This is a genomic window from Alishewanella longhuensis, assembly GCF_014653435.1.
GTDB classification, from domain to species: domain Bacteria; phylum Pseudomonadota; class Gammaproteobacteria; order Enterobacterales; family Alteromonadaceae; genus Alishewanella; species Alishewanella longhuensis.
Genome location: NZ_BNAO01000001.1, coordinates 867,998 through 882,335, shown reverse-complemented (window position 1 = coordinate 882,335; position 14,338 = coordinate 867,998). Strand labels below are relative to the sequence as shown.

The 14,338-nt window shown below is 48.1% G+C and carries 16 protein-coding genes; 4 read left to right on the top strand and 12 right to left on the bottom strand.

The features are described 5' to 3' along the window. Window positions 1-17: 17 nt before the first annotated feature. The 11 genes from rlmN to trmJ form a co-directional block, all read right to left on the bottom strand. Window positions 18-1,145: a dual-specificity RNA methyltransferase RlmN gene (rlmN, locus tag IE163_RS03750; protein ID WP_189430324.1), complete on the bottom strand. Its 1,128-nt coding sequence runs from the start codon at window positions 1,143-1,145 to the stop codon at window positions 18-20. Window positions 1,146-1,294: 149 nt separating this feature from the next. After that, entirely contained in the window at window positions 1,295-1,726 is a 432-nt protein-coding gene (gene ndk / locus IE163_RS03745; protein WP_189430322.1) for a nucleoside-diphosphate kinase, read from the bottom strand. A 71-nt stretch (window positions 1,727-1,797) separates the two neighbouring features. Beyond that, the gene (fdx, locus tag IE163_RS03740; protein WP_189430320.1) at window positions 1,798-2,136 is read right to left on the bottom strand and encodes an ISC system 2Fe-2S type ferredoxin; all 339 of its coding nucleotides are present in this window, start codon (window positions 2,134-2,136) and stop codon (window positions 1,798-1,800) included. 3 nt (window positions 2,137-2,139) lie between these two features. Continuing rightward, window positions 2,140-3,996, bottom strand: a complete 1,857-nt coding sequence (gene hscA, locus IE163_RS03735; RefSeq protein ID WP_189430318.1) for a Fe-S protein assembly chaperone HscA — start codon at window positions 3,994-3,996, stop codon at window positions 2,140-2,142. Between the two features lie 7 nt (window positions 3,997-4,003). Then, window positions 4,004-4,528 carry a co-chaperone HscB gene (hscB, locus tag IE163_RS03730; protein WP_189430316.1) on the bottom strand — a complete coding sequence of 175 codons (525 nt, stop codon included), beginning with the start codon at window positions 4,526-4,528 and terminating at the stop codon, window positions 4,004-4,006. An 18-nt stretch (window positions 4,529-4,546) separates the two neighbouring features. Continuing rightward, the gene (iscA, locus tag IE163_RS03725; RefSeq protein ID WP_189430314.1) at window positions 4,547-4,870 is read right to left on the bottom strand and encodes an iron-sulfur cluster assembly protein IscA; all 324 of its coding nucleotides are present in this window, start codon (window positions 4,868-4,870) and stop codon (window positions 4,547-4,549) included. 6 nt (window positions 4,871-4,876) lie between these two features. After that, entirely contained in the window at window positions 4,877-5,260 is a 384-nt protein-coding gene (iscU, locus tag IE163_RS03720; protein WP_189430312.1) for a Fe-S cluster assembly scaffold IscU, read from the bottom strand. Window positions 5,261-5,295: 35 nt separating this feature from the next. Next, a complete protein-coding gene (locus tag IE163_RS03715; protein WP_189430310.1) occupies window positions 5,296-6,510 on the bottom strand; it encodes an IscS subfamily cysteine desulfurase in 1,215 nt (404 codons plus the stop codon). A gap of 19 nt (window positions 6,511-6,529) precedes the next feature. Then, window positions 6,530-7,009 (bottom strand): Fe-S cluster assembly transcriptional regulator IscR, encoded by a 480-nt coding sequence (gene iscR / locus IE163_RS03710; protein WP_189430308.1) that lies wholly within the window; start codon window positions 7,007-7,009, stop codon window positions 6,530-6,532. 101 nt (window positions 7,010-7,110) lie between these two features. Next, entirely contained in the window at window positions 7,111-7,920 is an 810-nt protein-coding gene (cysE, locus tag IE163_RS03705) for a serine O-acetyltransferase (protein ID WP_189430306.1), read from the bottom strand. Window positions 7,921-7,938: 18 nt separating this feature from the next. Continuing rightward, window positions 7,939-8,706, bottom strand: coding sequence for a tRNA (cytosine(32)/uridine(32)-2'-O)-methyltransferase TrmJ (gene trmJ, locus IE163_RS03700; RefSeq protein ID WP_189430304.1), 768 nt, complete (start codon window positions 8,704-8,706; stop codon window positions 7,939-7,941). Between the two features lie 181 nt (window positions 8,707-8,887). Here trmJ and IE163_RS03695 point away from each other — a divergent pair, with 181 nt between their 5' ends. From IE163_RS03695 to IE163_RS03685, 3 genes are all read left to right on the top strand, one after another. Then, entirely contained in the window at window positions 8,888-9,697 is an 810-nt protein-coding gene (locus tag IE163_RS03695) for a class I SAM-dependent methyltransferase (protein ID WP_189430302.1), read from the top strand. A 20-nt stretch (window positions 9,698-9,717) separates the two neighbouring features. Then, window positions 9,718-11,007 (top strand): phosphoribosylamine--glycine ligase, encoded by a 1,290-nt coding sequence (gene purD / locus IE163_RS03690; protein ID WP_189430300.1) that lies wholly within the window; start codon window positions 9,718-9,720, stop codon window positions 11,005-11,007. A gap of 98 nt (window positions 11,008-11,105) precedes the next feature. After that, window positions 11,106-12,878 (top strand): ExeM/NucH family extracellular endonuclease, encoded by a 1,773-nt coding sequence (locus tag IE163_RS03685; protein WP_189430298.1) that lies wholly within the window; start codon window positions 11,106-11,108, stop codon window positions 12,876-12,878. Here IE163_RS03685 and IE163_RS03680 read toward each other — a convergent pair. Next, complete coding sequence (locus tag IE163_RS03680) at window positions 12,875-13,270, bottom strand: MAPEG family protein (RefSeq protein WP_189430296.1); 396 nt, start codon at window positions 13,268-13,270, stop codon at window positions 12,875-12,877. The genes IE163_RS03685 and IE163_RS03680 overlap by 4 nt on opposite strands. A gap of 134 nt (window positions 13,271-13,404) precedes the next feature. Here IE163_RS03680 and IE163_RS03675 point away from each other — a divergent pair, with 134 nt between their 5' ends. Beyond that, a complete protein-coding gene (locus IE163_RS03675) occupies window positions 13,405-14,289 on the top strand; it encodes a phosphoribulokinase (RefSeq protein WP_189430294.1) in 885 nt (294 codons plus the stop codon). Window positions 14,290-14,338 lie beyond the last annotated feature (49 nt).

The window sequence follows — 14,338 nt, the reverse complement described above, 5'->3', positions numbered from 1 at the left end:
ACTGGCCTTCCATTCGGTTATTGCAGCATTTTTACTGTGATGGCTTCACCTTTTTGCTGCTTTTTAATTAATCTTTTGGTGCGATCAATAACATCGCCAACCAACTGCCCACAGGCGGCGTCAATGTCATCACCGCGAGTTTTACGTACCATAACAGTAAAACCGTGTTCTTGTAAGACCTTGTTAAAACGATCAATCCGTGAATTACTCGAGCGCTTATACGGCGACCCGGGATAAGGGTTAAACGGTATAAGATTAATCTTAGCAGGAGTATCTTTCAATGCCTTAGCTAATTCATGTGCTTGTTCCATACTATCGTTAATACCGTCTAGCATCACATATTCGACTGTCACTTTATCGTTGGCTTTTGAATGCTCAATATAACGACGTGACGCAGCCAGGAATTCCTCCATCGGATACTTTTTATTGACCGGTACCAGTTCATCGCGCAGTGCATTATTAGGTGCATGTAAAGAAATAGCTAAAGCGACGTCTATTTTTTCACGCAGTAAATCCAGCGCAGGGACAACACCGGAGGTACTCAACGTTACTCGACGCTTAGATAAACCAAAACCGAAGTCTTCCAGCATCAGCTCCATGGCCGGGACCACATTGTTTAAATTAAGCAGCGGCTCACCCATGCCCATCATAACCACGTTAGTCACCGGTTTTTCACCGGTATCACCAAAGCTACCAATGATTTGTGACACCCGCCATACCTGACCAATAATTTCAGATACACTTAGATTACGGTTAAAACCTTGTTGTGCAGTCGAGCAAAAAGAGCAATCTAAGGCACAACCCACTTGCGAAGACACGCATAGCGTACGGCGATCTTTTTCTGGGATCCAGACGGTTTCAACTTCCTGCCCACCTGCCAGTGCCATCACAAACTTGATAGTACCGTCAGCGCTGTCCTGGCGGGTAGCAATGACCGGGGCTTTAATTTCGCAGCGGCTTTTTAATAGTTCGCGTAATTTTTTATTGATATTGGTCATTTTATCGAAATCATCGACACAATAGTGGTAAATCCACTTCATCACCTGATCGGCACGGAATGGCTTCTCGCCAAGACTGACGAAAAATTCCTGCATCTGCGCTCGGGTCAGATCCAGTAAATTTACTAAAGCGGTGGAACTGCTCATTCCAGGATACTCCTGCTAACCAATATCAATAAAACATTATAACAGCCAATCGGGCTGTTCATTGCACGCCGTTAACATCGGCGAAGCAACAGGCTTAATGTAAAGAAGGGGGCTATTGCCCCCTTAGTTTTTACACTGTCAGCTGCAAATTAGCGTGTGCGGCTGCACAGCTCTGCGTCAGTGAAAAAATACGCAATTTCACGGGCAGCAGAGGCAGCAGCATCTGAACCGTGTACCGCGTTTTCATCGATGCTATCAGCAAAATCAGCACGTAAAGTGCCCGCTAAAGCATCTTTCGGGTTAGTAGCGCCCATAATTTCACGGTTCTTCAATACAGCGTTTTCGCCTTCTAATACCTGTACTACTACCGGGCCAGAAGTCATGAAAGACACTAAAGCATTAAAGAAAGGACGCTCTTTGTGTTCAGCGTAGAAACCTTCTGCTTGCTCGCGGCTTAAGTGTAACATCTTGGCAGCAACAATGCGTAAGCCTGCAGCTTCAAAACGGCTGTAAATAGCACCGATCAGGTTTTTGGCAACAGCATCCGGCTTGATAATTGAGAAAGTACGTTCTAAGGCCATGTTAGGCTCCTGTTAAGCTAAAAGGGTTAAAATTTTGGGCGGCAAATTATACGCTAAAATTTGCAAAAAACCTAATGGCCTTCACTCACCATATTTACCGTATATTTTGGAATTTCGACCACTAGATCTTCATCAGCAATACGGGCCTGACAGCCTAAGCGTGACTCCGGCTCTAAGCCCCAGGCTTTGTCTAACATATCGTCTTCCAGTTCATCGCTCTCATTAAGCGAATAAAAGCCCTCACGTACTATCACATGGCAGGTAGTGCAAGCACAGGACTTCTCGCAGGCGTGCTCAATGGCGATACCATTGCGCAGTGCCACATCCAGCACGGTTTCGCCACTTTTTGCTTCCAACGCTGCCCCCTCAGGACACAGCTCTGCATGGGGTAAGAATACTATTTGTGGCATTATTTAAACCTCATCGACCTTATGACCTTGCAATGCCAACCGAATGGACTTATCCATACGCCGCGCTGCAAATTCATCTGTTAACTGATTAGTATGTTCTATGGCTGCTTTAATCGCAGCAGTATCATCTTGCTGTTTTACCGTATTGAGTAGGCTCAATGATTGTCGGATCTCGGCTAACTCCGCCTCATTTAACAAGGCCGCATCAGAGGCCAGGGCTGTGCTTACCGCCTCCAGCACCCGCTCCGCTTCTACTTGTTGCTCGCGTAATAAGCGCAATTGCATATCCTGTCGCGCATATTGCATGGAACCGCTAATCATAGCAGCAACTTGCTCATCACTTAGGCCATAAGAAGGTTTAACCTGAATGCTAGCCTGCACACCGGTGGATTTTTCTTCTGCGCTGACGCTTAATAAACCATCGGCATCCACCTGAAAGGTGACCCGGATATGGGCGCCACCGGCTGGCATGGGTGGAATACCGCGCAGTTCAAAGCGTGCTAAGGAACGACAGTCTTCTACCAATTCACGCTCGCCCTGTACTACATGAATAGCCATGGCCGTTTGCCCATCTTTAAAGGTGGTAAACTCTTGCGCGCGCGCAACCGGGATCACGGTATTACGCGGAATAATCTTTTCGGTCAGGCCGCCCATGGTTTCGATCCCCAGCGATAACGGGATCACATCCAGCAGCAAAGTTTCATGTTCAGCTTTATTGCCGACCAGCACATTTGCCTGAATAGCAGCACCAATAGCCACCACTTTATCAGGGTCGATAGAGGTCAGTGGCTCTGTCACAAAAAATTCACCCACTAACTGCCGCACTAAAGGCACCCGGGTAGAGCCCCCAACCATCACCACTTTTAACACTTCATCTGTGCTTAAACCGGCATCACGTAGCGTCTGCCGACAGGCACGAATAGTTTGCTTAACCAGTACCGTAATTAAATCGGTAAAATCGCTACGTGTTACGACACCACTAACAACCTGACCATCGGCAGTAAACTGATAATCTGTTTGCTCGGCATCGGTCAGACGTTCTTTAATGGCACGCGCTTGTTGTTGGTATAAACGGCGGGCACTTGCAGATAAGCTCTGCTGGCCACTACGTTGTTGCAATAACCCAACCAAGATCTGGTCAAAGTCATCGCCCCCTAAAGCAGAATCACCGCCGGTTGCTAATACTTCAAACACACCTCGGCGCAACCGTAAAATAGAAATATCAAAGGTGCCGCCGCCTAAATCATAAACCGCAATAACGCCTTCCTGACCAGAGTCTAAACCATAGGCTAAGGCCGCGGCAGTAGGCTCATTTAATAAGCGTAATACCGTCAAACCCGCTAGCTTCGCCGCATCTTTGGTGGCTTGACGCTGAGCATCATCAAAGTAGGCCGGTACCGTAATCACCACACCATTTAATTCACCGCCCAGCGTTTCACTGGCGGTGTTGGCCAGAGTTGCCAGAATTTCGGCAGACACTTCCACCGGGTTTTTCACCCCTTGTACCGTATCTATTGCCACTAAACCAGCTTGCTCGACTAAACGATAAGGCAGTTCGTTAGCAAGGGCTAAGGTTTCCTGATAACCTTTGCCCATCAGCCGCTTGACCGACACTATAGTATTTTCAGCATCTTCCACTGCTGCAGCTTGCGCGGCTGAACCAACTTCTACACCTGAGGCCGTGTAACGCACCACTGAAGGCACCATGGCTTCACCAGCCGGATTAAGCAGTGTTTTAGCTTCACCGCTACGAACTGTTGCCACCAATGAGTTTGTAGTGCCTAGATCAATGCCGGCAGCCAGTCTGTGTTGATGCGGGGCCGCGCTCTGGCCCGGCTCTGCGATTTGAAGTAACGCCATAGTGAGATTAGTCTTGTAGTTGCTGTTCGATTAACTCCAGCTCTTGCTGCAGTTTATAGAAGAATTTTAGTTTACGAACCAATTCGGCCGCCAGTTGATTTTGCTCTGTAGTACGCGCAGACAGCGCTTGGCTCAACGCGTTTTGCAGTAACTTTCGCTGCTTTAACAATTGTTGCTCTATATCGGCTATTGCCTGCTCAGGATCGGTTTGCTCAGGCACTTCAGCCAGTTGCTCGCGCAGTTCCATTTGTTGCATTAAAAATGCCGGTTCGGTAAAGCTACGCTGTTCATTACTAATTTTTAAACCACGCAAGGCCAACAAATGCTCTGCACGCAACAAAGGCTGTTTCAGGCTATGGTAAGCATCATTGATATTGGCCGTTTGCTGCACTGACAGCAAACGGTCACGCTCTGAGCCTGCGGCAAAGTTATCTGGATGAAAGCGTTTTTGTAACGCCAAATACCGCGAGCCTAGCTCGGTTAGATCCAGCTCAAACTGTTCAGGTAAGTCAAACAACTGAAAGTAATTCATGCTACCTCAGTGCAGGCTTTAAACAGTAAAGCTTTCGCCACAGCCACATTCGCCATTCACGTTAGGATTGTTAAACTGAAAGCCTTCGTTTAGGCCTTCTTTTACAAAATCCAACTGAGTGCCGTCGATATAAACCAGGCTCTTGCCATCTACGATCAATTTCAAACCATGTTCTTCAAATATTTGATCATCGTCATTTAATTCATCGACAAATTCCAGCACATAAGCAAGTCCAGAGCAGCCGGTGGTTTTAACACCTACCCGCAACCCTACTCCCTTACCGCGGTTCTGCAGAAAACTTCTTACCCGCTCGGCCGCTGCCGTTGTCATCGAAATGGCCATCTGGCATTAGCTCCCTTGCTTTTGTTTATAATCAGCAATGGCTGCCTTGATCGCATCTTCTGCCAGAATAGAGCAGTGAATTTTCACCGGTGGTAAAGCCAGTTCCTGTGCGATGTCGGTATTTTTAATTTGCTGTGCTTCGTCCAGGGTTTTCCCTTTTACCCATTCAGTAACCAGGGAGCTGGACGCAATAGCACTGCCACAACCGTAGGTTTTAAACTTAGCATCTTCAATAATGCCTTGCTCGTTAACCTTAATCTGCAGTTTCATTACGTCACCACAGGCCGGTGCGCCTACCATGCCCGTAGCAACGGTAGGATCGTCTTTGGCAAAAGAACCCACGTTACGTGGATTTTCGTAGTGATCGATTACTTTATTACTGTATGCCATGATAGTTACCTCTTTAGTGGCGATAGCGCCTGAACTTAGTGCGCCACCCAGGCCACAGTGTTTAAATCTATACCGTCTTTGTACATGTCCCATAGCGGCGACATTGCGCGAAGCTTGCTAATAGCTTCATGAACAATTTTAATCGTATGGTCAATTTGCTCTTCCGTAGTAAAACGACCGATACTAAAACGAATTGAGCTATGCGCTAATTCATCGGATAAACCTAAAGCGCGCAACACGTAAGATGGCTCTAAACTGGCCGATGTACAGGCTGAACCTGACGATACGGCGATATCTTTTAACGCCATAATCAATGATTCACCTTCTACATAGTTAAAGCTAATATTGGTAATGCCTGGCACACGTTGCTCTGCATCACCATTTAAAAAGACTTGCTCGATATCTTTAATGCCGTTCCATAATCTGTCGCGTAATACGGTAGTGCGGGCATGCTCGGCCGCCATTTCTTCTTTAGCAATACGGAAAGACTCACCCATTGCTACAAGTTGATGCGTGGCTAAAGTCCCTGAGCGCATACCGCGCTCATGGCCGCCGCCGTGAGTTTGCGCCTCTAAACGAATGCGCGGCTTACGGCGTACAAATAAAGCACCCACGCCTTTAGGACCATAGGTTTTATGGCCAGAGAACGACATTAAATCAACTTTTAGTGTTTGCAGGTCAATTGCTACTTTGCCGGTAGCCTGTGCTGCATCAACATGAAAAATAATACCTTTGCTGCGGCACAATTCGCCAATAGCCGCAATATCCTGTACTACACCAATTTCGTTGTTAACAAACATAATGCTAACCACTGTGGTATCAGCACGCATAGCTTGCTCAAGCTTGCCTAAATCAACTAAACCATTGGCTTCAACATCAAGGTAAGTCACTTCAAAACCTTCGCGCTCTAGCTGACGCATAGTATCCAACACGGCCTTATGCTCGGTTTTGACCGTGATCAGGTGTTTGCCTTTTTTATGGTAAAACTCAGCAGCGCCCTTAATCGCAAGGTTATTCGATTCCGTCGCACCCGAGGTAAACACAATTTCACGTGGATCAGCGTTCACCAACTCGGCAATCTGGCTACGAGCAATTTCTACCGCTTCTTCGGCTTGCCAGCCAAAACGATGCGAACGTGACGCTGGGTTACCGAACTGGCCGTCCATCGTCAAAAATTGCATCATCTTTTCTGCAACCCGCGGGTCTACCGGGGTTGTTGCAGCATAGTCTAAATATATTGGTAGCTTCATTATTTGCTCCGTGTTGCACTTACAACTGGCAGCTGACTTCTATATCAGTTGCGGGATTTTTAATTTTACGGCTTTGTTGCTGAGCGGCTTGCCGCACTTCTTCCTGCTTAACCAACTCTTCCAACGAAATATTGGTCAAAAAATCTTCAATTCGATGACTCAGGTTGCTCCACAGGGTGTGGGTTAAGCACCGGGCTCCGCCATGACAATCAGATTTACCCTGACAACGGGTAGCATCTACTGACTCATCCACCGCAGCAATGACTGCAGAAATTGAAATAGCGGATGCCGCCAAACCGAGCTGGTAGCCGCCACCTGGGCCCCGGACACTACTCACTAAGCCTTGCTTACGTAACCGAGCAAATAATTGTTCCAGATAAGATAACGAAATACCTTGCCGCTCGGAGATATCAGCGAGAGGTACCGGGCCTTTCACAGCGTGCAAGGCTACGTCTAGCATCGCGGTTACTGCATACCGACCTTTTGAGGTTAATCGCATAATTGACTCCTTTCCAGAATGGCTACCATTGTACATTCCTGACTGTTTTAGTCAAGTATTAAGCCCAAGGAATATCCTAGCGTTCTAGTCAGGTATTCACCTCAAATAGCGGGATCAAATTCATCAACCTCTTTTCGTCTTTGTTCTGCTGCACGCTGCTCCGCATCACGAAAATCGACTTCGTCTATGTTTACGGTGGGAACCTCTTCACAGACGTTACCGCCAAGCAAATTTACGCTATGGCAAAGCTCACTGACTTTATTGTCCAGCACATGAATATGGTCTAACAAACTGCCAATGGCATTGGCCACAGGATCCGGATTGTCTGCCGACACGGCGTAGGCATCAAAGCCATATTTTTTGGCCAGATTTTGTCGCTGCTCAGAGAGGTCAGCATCGGCTTTGGCTACTACCCGACCAGGGATCCCCACCACCGTTGCGCCTGCAGGCACATCTTTTACCACTACGGCATTAGAGCCAATACGGGCATTTTCACCAACATTCAGTGGGCCCAATACCTTGGCACCAGCACCAATAACGACCCCCTTACCCAAAGTAGGGTGGCGTTTACCCGGGTTCCAACTGGTGCCGCCTAAGGTTACGCCATGGTAGAGCGTGCAGTCATCGCCGATTTCCGCGGTTTCCCCAATCACCACACCCATACCATGGTCAATAAAGAACCTTTTGCCAATTTTTGCACCAGGATGAATTTCTACGCCAGTTAGCCAACGGCCCATAGTGCTGAGCCAACGTGCCAACCAGCGCCATTCTGCCCGCCATAAGCGATGGCTTAGCCGGTGCAACCAAATAGCATGCAGTCCCGGGTAAGTCGTCAACACTTCAAACGCACTGCGGGCAGCCGGATCTCGCTCAAATACACTGCGGATATCTTCTTTGATGCCAGAAAACATGCTAAAGCTCCTTAAATGCTACGACTTTTTTGAAGATGGTTGATCCACTTTTTCTAAACGCTGCATCGAGGTCAGAATACCGCGCAAAATATTGTATTCGGCCTCTTCCGGACGGGCTCGGGTAAACAGCCGTTTTAACTTGGTCATTACCACGCCCGGGTGCTGCTTAATAATAAAACCGGTATGATTCAGTGCCGCTTCTAAATGCTGGTAGAAATTTTCCATTTGTGCTGAGCTCGGATATGGCGTCAACTCTGTTTCTGCAACAGCATCACTCTGTGCAGCTAAATAGGCCATCCGTACTTCATAACAAATAATTTGTACTGCCATAGCCAGATTTAACGAACTGTATTCCGGATTAGCATCGATACACACATGGTATTGGCAGAGTTGCAGTTCTTCATTGCTCAGGCCACTACTCTCGCGACCAAAGACTAACGCTACCGGCGCTTGAATGGCCTCTTGAATAGCTTTAACGCCACATTCACGCGGCGACAGCATAGGCCAGCTTAATGTCCGTGAACGCGCACTACTGCCAACAACCAAAGCGCAATCCGCAACAGCTTGTGCTAAGTCGTCGTAAATTTTTGCCGAGGCTAAAATCTCACTGGCACCTGCCGCTAACGCATACGCCTGACCATCGGGTTCGCTTTTCGGCGCAACCAAACACAATTGTGACAAGCCCATGGTTTTCATCGCCCTGGCGACGGATCCGATATTGCCGGTATGGGTAGTGCCAACCAGCACCACTTTTATCTGTTCTAACCGTTTTTTCTGCTCTGACATGGCCTAACCCAAGCTAAAAAAGTGCGCTATTCTAACATAGCCACATGCTATTGTAGATTGAAATTTAGCAGTCTAGCCACCTAAAACCCAAAAAACTGCTTAATGCTCGTACGATAAAAGGCGCTGCAATTCCGAGCTTGCTTTGCTAAACTAGGGCACCTTTTACAAGGAGTCACCTAACATGTTTCGTTTAAGCCGAATCGTCACCCTGACCGCCTTATTAGTAAGTGTTGCAGCAACAGCCAATCCAGCCCTAGAGCAAGCGGTAAATAACCCTTTGCGATCTGCGGAATTTAGCCAACGTGATCAATACCGTAATCCAGTTGCTACACTAAGCTTTTTTGAAGTCACGCCGCAAAGTACGGTAGTAGAGATTTCACCCGGTGCTGGCTGGTATACCGAAATTCTAGCGCCCTTGTTAGCAGCAGAAGGTAAGTATTACGCTGCCCACTTTCCCGCCACGGCAACTGGCTTTGGCCAACGCAGTCGCGCTGCCTTTTTAGAAAAGCTCGCCGCCAATCCCGCCTATAGTAAAGTAGAGGTCACCGAGTTTGCACCTACGCCGGGCATTAGCATAGCGCCCGCAGGCTCTGCCGATGTGGTGTTGACCTTCCGCAATTTACACAACTGGTATATGGCGGGCGGCGAAGAAGCCATGTTAACTGCCTTCAGTCATTTTTATACCGCACTAAAGCCAGGTGGCGTGCTGGGTGTAGTGGAACATCGGTTGCCTGAAGCACAATTGGAAACTGACTGGACCCGCACTGGCTATATGCCACAAAGCCTGACTATCACATTGGCAGAGCAAGCAGGCTTTGTATTTGATAGCAGCAGTGAAATTAATGCTAACCCAAAAGATACTGCCGATCATCCCTCTGGCGTCTGGACACTGCCACCGAGCCTGCGTTTAGGTGAGCAAGACAAAGAGAAATATCTGGCCATCGGCGAAAGCGACCGTATGACTTTAAAATTTCGTAAACCTTTAAATTAACAAACAAAGCGGAACAACTGATGAAAGTAATGGTAATAGGTGGCGGTGGCCGCGAGCATGCACTGGCCTGGAAAGCAGCACAATCTCCTCTGGTCACTCAGGTATTTGTCGCGCCGGGTAATGCGGGCACGGCCCGTGAATCTGCCTTACAAAATGTCGCCATCGCTGCGGATGATGTCGATGCCTTACTGGCTTTTGCCCAGCAGCAGCAACTCGATTTAACTATTGTTGGTCCGGAGGCACCCCTTGCCAAAGGAGTGGTTGATAAGTTCCGTGCCGCAGGTTTAGCCATTTTTGGCCCAACCCAGGCGGCAGCCCAGTTAGAAAGCTCAAAAGCCTTTGCCAAAGATTTTTTAGCCCGACATCAGATCCCAACAGCGGCGTACCAGAACTTTACCGAAATAGCACCAGCCAAAGACTATGTGCGCCAGCTTGGCACGCCTATCGTGATTAAAGCCGACGGCCTGGCCGCGGGTAAAGGCGTTATCATTGCGCAAATGGAAGCGGAAGCCTTTGCTGCTATTGATGATATGTTAGCCGGCAATAAGTTTGGTGATGCTGGTAGCCGTGTGGTCATCGAAGAGTTTTTAACCGGTGAAGAAGCCTCTTTTATTGTCATGGTAGATGGGGAACATGCTCTGGCTTTTGCTTCATCGCAAGATCACAAAGCGCGCGATGATGGTGATAAAGGCCCTAATACCGGTGGCATGGGTGCCTACTCACCCGCCCCTGTCGTCACGCCGGCAGTGCATCAATGGGTAATGGAAAATGTGATTTACCCTACGGTAAAAGGTATGGCCGCAGAGGGTAATGTTTACACCGGCTTTTTGTATGCCGGTTTAATGATTGCGCCAGATGGCTCAGCCAAGGTACTTGAATTTAACTGCCGTTTTGGCGATCCGGAAACCCAGCCCATTATGTTGCGTCTACAATCCGACCTAGTAGTACTATGCCAGAATGCCGTTGCTGGCAAGCTGGATCAAACCGAAATTACATTTACCGAGCAAGCAGCGGTAGGTGTAGTGATGGCTGCAGGGGGTTACCCGGATACTTACGCCAAGGGCGCAGTTATTCATGGTTTGGACACACCCACTGCCATAGGCGCGAAAGTATTCCATGCCGGTACTGAGTTAAAAGGTAACGATGTGGTTACTAACGGCGGCCGGGTGCTATGCGCGACCGCCTTGGGTAATAACGTTACTGAGGCGCAGCAAGCCGCTTATCAACTGGCTTCGCAAATCTGCTGGGAACAGGTGTTCTATCGAAAAGACATTGGTTACCGGGCAATCGCTCGTGAGCAGCAGAGTTAACACTTATCACTTAATGCTGCAGACAAAGGTGCTTCGGCACCTTTTTTTAGCCGTATTCTTTAGCTAAGCAAATTAGCTGACTATTTTTTGGACCCTTTATGCGTATTTTAGCGTTACTTTTTACTTTAGTGTTGGCAACAGGTTGTCAGCAAGCCCCCACTGGCTGTGAGCAAAGTTCCCATACCATTGCTCAAATACAAGGCCATGGTGAAGTTAGTAGCTTACTTAGCCAACAAGTTACTATACAAGGCGTGGTGCTAGGTCAGGTGTATAACGATGGCCCAATGCCTGGCCTTATGTTACAAAGCCTTAAGCCCGATAATGATCCCGCCACTGCAGAAGGGATCTTTGTGGTAGTTGCCGATCCTGCACCATATCTGGCAGGGCAGATTTTAGTGGTATCAGGCACTGTTGCTGAGGTGGATCAGCTTACCAGCTTAATTGATGCCGAAGTGCTCAGTGAATGCGGTACTAAGGCAATTAAACCGCTGTTGGTGCAACTGCCGTTAGACGCCAACCTTAGCTGGGAAGCCTACGAGGGCATGTGGCTGCGCTTTGAACAACCGCTAGTGGTGGCCGATACCTATCAGCTTGGTCGTTATGGTGAAATCTTAGTAGCCGATACTCGATTAATGGTGCCTACTCAAATAGTGGCACCTGGTGAAGAAGCACAACGACTAACCGTACAGCAAGACAGACAAGCCATTTTGCTGGATGATGGCCTTTGGCAACAAAACCCAGACCCTCTGCCCTACCCCAGTACAGGATTAACAGCTCAAAGTAGCCTGCGGGTTGGTGATCAGGTACTAAACGTTGAAGGTATTGTGCATCAAGACGAACGTGGTTATCGCTTACTGCCCACTCAGCAACCCAACTTTGTTAACGCCAATCCGCGACCCGATAAACCGCAAGCCACCGGCGAAAATGAATTGCGCATTGCCAGTTACAATGTGCTTAATTTTTTTACCGGTCACGGCCAGGAAAAACCTTTTCCCACCCGCCGCGGTGCCCGCACACCAGAAGAATTGGCACGTCAACAAGCTAAACTAGTGCAGGCTTTAGTCGCACTAGATGCGGATGTGATTGGCTTACTTGAGCTGGAAAATAACGGCTATAACACTGGCAGTGCTATTGCAACGCTATTAGCGGCAGTTAACCAGCAAAGCAGCGAGCCTTATCAAATGGTAATAACTGCCGAAACACCGGGGAGCGATGCGATTAAAGTAGGCATTTTTTATCGAGGCAGCCGGGTGAGTGCGCTGGGTGAAGCCGCTACCCAAACCGCAGCTCCTTTTACCCGATTACACCGACCACCTGTCGCACAAAGCTTCCGACATTTGGCATCTGACACCGAGTTTACCTTTGCCGTAAATCATTTTAAATCGAAAGGCAGTTGCCCACGCAGTGGTGCGGCAGACTATACCCAGCAGAAAGATCAAGGTGATGGTCAGGCCTGTTGGAACGCTGCCCGGGTAGAAGCGGCAGCAGCGTTACAGCAGTGGCTGCAAACTCAGCCTACCGGCATCAGTACTACGTATAGTGTAATAGTGGGTGATTTTAATGCCTATCGGATGGAAGATCCTATTCGCTATTTTGAGCAACAGGGTTGGCAGTATCTTAGCGATGGTAAGCAGCAATCATACTCTTTTGTATTTCGTGGCAGATCAGGCTCGTTAGACCATATGCTAGCTAGCCCAAGTCTGGCCGCTAAGCTAACGGATTTTCAGCACTGGCCTATTAATGCTGATGAACCTGTATTATTAGATTACAGCTTACGTTTTAAGCCGGCCAGCCAGCTACCACTATTGTATGAGGCTAATCCTTATCGCTCTTCAGACCACGATCCTATTCTGGCCACCTTTGCATTTTAATTAAGTTGCGTCAGTGCCATCAGCATCAGGCTGATGGCCGCCGCCATAGAGCCCAACCAGATTAAACTACGGGCTGTGGCCCAATTAAACCAGTAACAACACAAGTAACCAATACGGCACACAATAAAACCCCAACTGGCAAACAACATCGCGGTCGTTACGCTACCAGCGGCAACAACGAAAACGCATGCGGTGCTAAACACTATTAACGCCTCAAAACTATTATAATGTGCCGCATTGCAGCGCTGACCAAAATCGCTGAGCGCCGCTTGCTGGCGTCTGGGGTAATGATTGTCATAACCACCGGCACGATGCATAGCCCAAACCAAAGGCGCTTTGGCCAGGTAAGGGAGCAGTGCGGCAATTAGCAGGGTCAGCAAAATGTCTGACATACATCTCTCCATAAGTGTGCGTACTATGTTAGTTGTACTCTAACAACGCCATTCGGATCAACCTAAGGGAAATAGTTGCACCAAACCAGGGTATTCCGATAAGGTAACTGTAATTCATCTTACAGGCTGGCTTTATGTCACACAAAAATCCGATTATTGCCGTGACGGGTTCGTCAGGCGCTGGCACTACCACCACCACCAATGCTTTTAAGCATATATTCCGTACTTTAGGTATTGATGCCGCCTTTGTCGAGGGCGATTGCTTTCACCGTTTTAGCCGTCCAGAGATGGATTTGGCTATTCGTAAAGCAAAAGAGGAAGGGCGCTATATCAGTTATTTTGGGCCTGAAGCCAATGATTTTGGCACTTTAGAAAATTTCTTTGCCAGTTATGCAGAAACCGGTACTGGCCGTATTCGGCACTACCTGCATACCTTTGACGAAGCAGTACCCTATAATCAGCTACCAGGCACTTTCACTCCTTGGCAGGATTTACGCCCTAATACCGATTTGCTTTTTTATGAAGGCTTACATGGGGCGGCGGTAACAGAGCAACACAATGTGGCACAACATGTTGATTTACTCATCGGCATGGTACCTATTGTTAACCTGGAGTGGATCCAAAAGATTATCCGGGATACCTCTGAACGCGGCCATAGTCGCGAAGCCGTGCAGGCTAGCATAGTAAGAAGTATGGAAGATTATTTTAATCATATTACCCCACAGTTTTCCCGCACCCATATCAATTTTCAACGGGTGCCAACGGTAGATACCTCTAACCCCTTTAGTGCTAAGGATATTCCTTCGTTAGATGAGAGTTTTGTGGTAATACGTTTTCGCGGCATTAAGCATGTTGATTTCCCCTATTATCTGCAAATGATCGACGGCGCTTTTATGTCGCGGGTCAATACGTTAGTGGTGCCAGGGGGTAAGATGGGACTGGCCATGGAGCTGATTTTAACCCCATTGATAGAGGCGTTAATGCAAAAACGTTACCATGCCCGCAACTCGGTAGTTTAACCCTATCAGTAAATGAAAAAGGCCTTAGATAAGGCCTTTTTCATGGTAA

What these genes read in the sequence shown, in the direction of transcription:
- fdx (WP_189430320.1), bottom strand. Translation starts at nt 2,136, where the DNA reads ATGCCACAAATAGTATTCTTACCCCATGCAGAGCTGTGTCCTGAGGGG.
- iscR (WP_189430308.1), bottom strand. Translation starts at nt 7,009, where the DNA reads ATGCGATTAACCTCAAAAGGTCGGTATGCAGTAACCGCGATGCTAGAC.
- hscB (WP_189430316.1), bottom strand. Translation starts at nt 4,528, where the DNA reads ATGAATTACTTTCAGTTGTTTGACTTACCTGAACAGTTTGAGCTGGAT.
- ndk (WP_189430322.1), bottom strand. Translation starts at nt 1,726, where the DNA reads ATGGCCTTAGAACGTACTTTCTCAATTATCAAGCCGGATGCTGTTGCC.
- IE163_RS03675 (WP_189430294.1), top strand. Translation starts at nt 13,405, where the DNA reads ATGTCACACAAAAATCCGATTATTGCCGTGACGGGTTCGTCAGGCGCT.
- iscA (WP_189430314.1), bottom strand. Translation starts at nt 4,870, where the DNA reads ATGGCCATTTCGATGACAACGGCAGCGGCCGAGCGGGTAAGAAGTTTT.
- IE163_RS03680 (WP_189430296.1), bottom strand. Translation starts at nt 13,270, where the DNA reads ATGTCAGACATTTTGCTGACCCTGCTAATTGCCGCACTGCTCCCTTAC.
- trmJ (WP_189430304.1), bottom strand. Translation starts at nt 8,706, where the DNA reads ATGTCAGAGCAGAAAAAACGGTTAGAACAGATAAAAGTGGTGCTGGTT.
- cysE (WP_189430306.1), bottom strand. Translation starts at nt 7,920, where the DNA reads ATGTTTTCTGGCATCAAAGAAGATATCCGCAGTGTATTTGAGCGAGAT.
- IE163_RS03685 (WP_189430298.1), top strand. Translation starts at nt 11,106, where the DNA reads ATGCGTATTTTAGCGTTACTTTTTACTTTAGTGTTGGCAACAGGTTGT.
- hscA (WP_189430318.1), bottom strand. Translation starts at nt 3,996, where the DNA reads ATGGCGTTACTTCAAATCGCAGAGCCGGGCCAGAGCGCGGCCCCGCAT.
- IE163_RS03715 (WP_189430310.1), bottom strand. Translation starts at nt 6,510, where the DNA reads ATGAAGCTACCAATATATTTAGACTATGCTGCAACAACCCCGGTAGAC.
- purD (WP_189430300.1), top strand. Translation starts at nt 9,718, where the DNA reads ATGAAAGTAATGGTAATAGGTGGCGGTGGCCGCGAGCATGCACTGGCC.
- rlmN (WP_189430324.1), bottom strand. Translation starts at nt 1,145, where the DNA reads ATGAGCAGTTCCACCGCTTTAGTAAATTTACTGGATCTGACCCGAGCG.
- iscU (WP_189430312.1), bottom strand. Translation starts at nt 5,260, where the DNA reads ATGGCATACAGTAATAAAGTAATCGATCACTACGAAAATCCACGTAAC.
- IE163_RS03695 (WP_189430302.1), top strand. Translation starts at nt 8,888, where the DNA reads ATGTTTCGTTTAAGCCGAATCGTCACCCTGACCGCCTTATTAGTAAGT.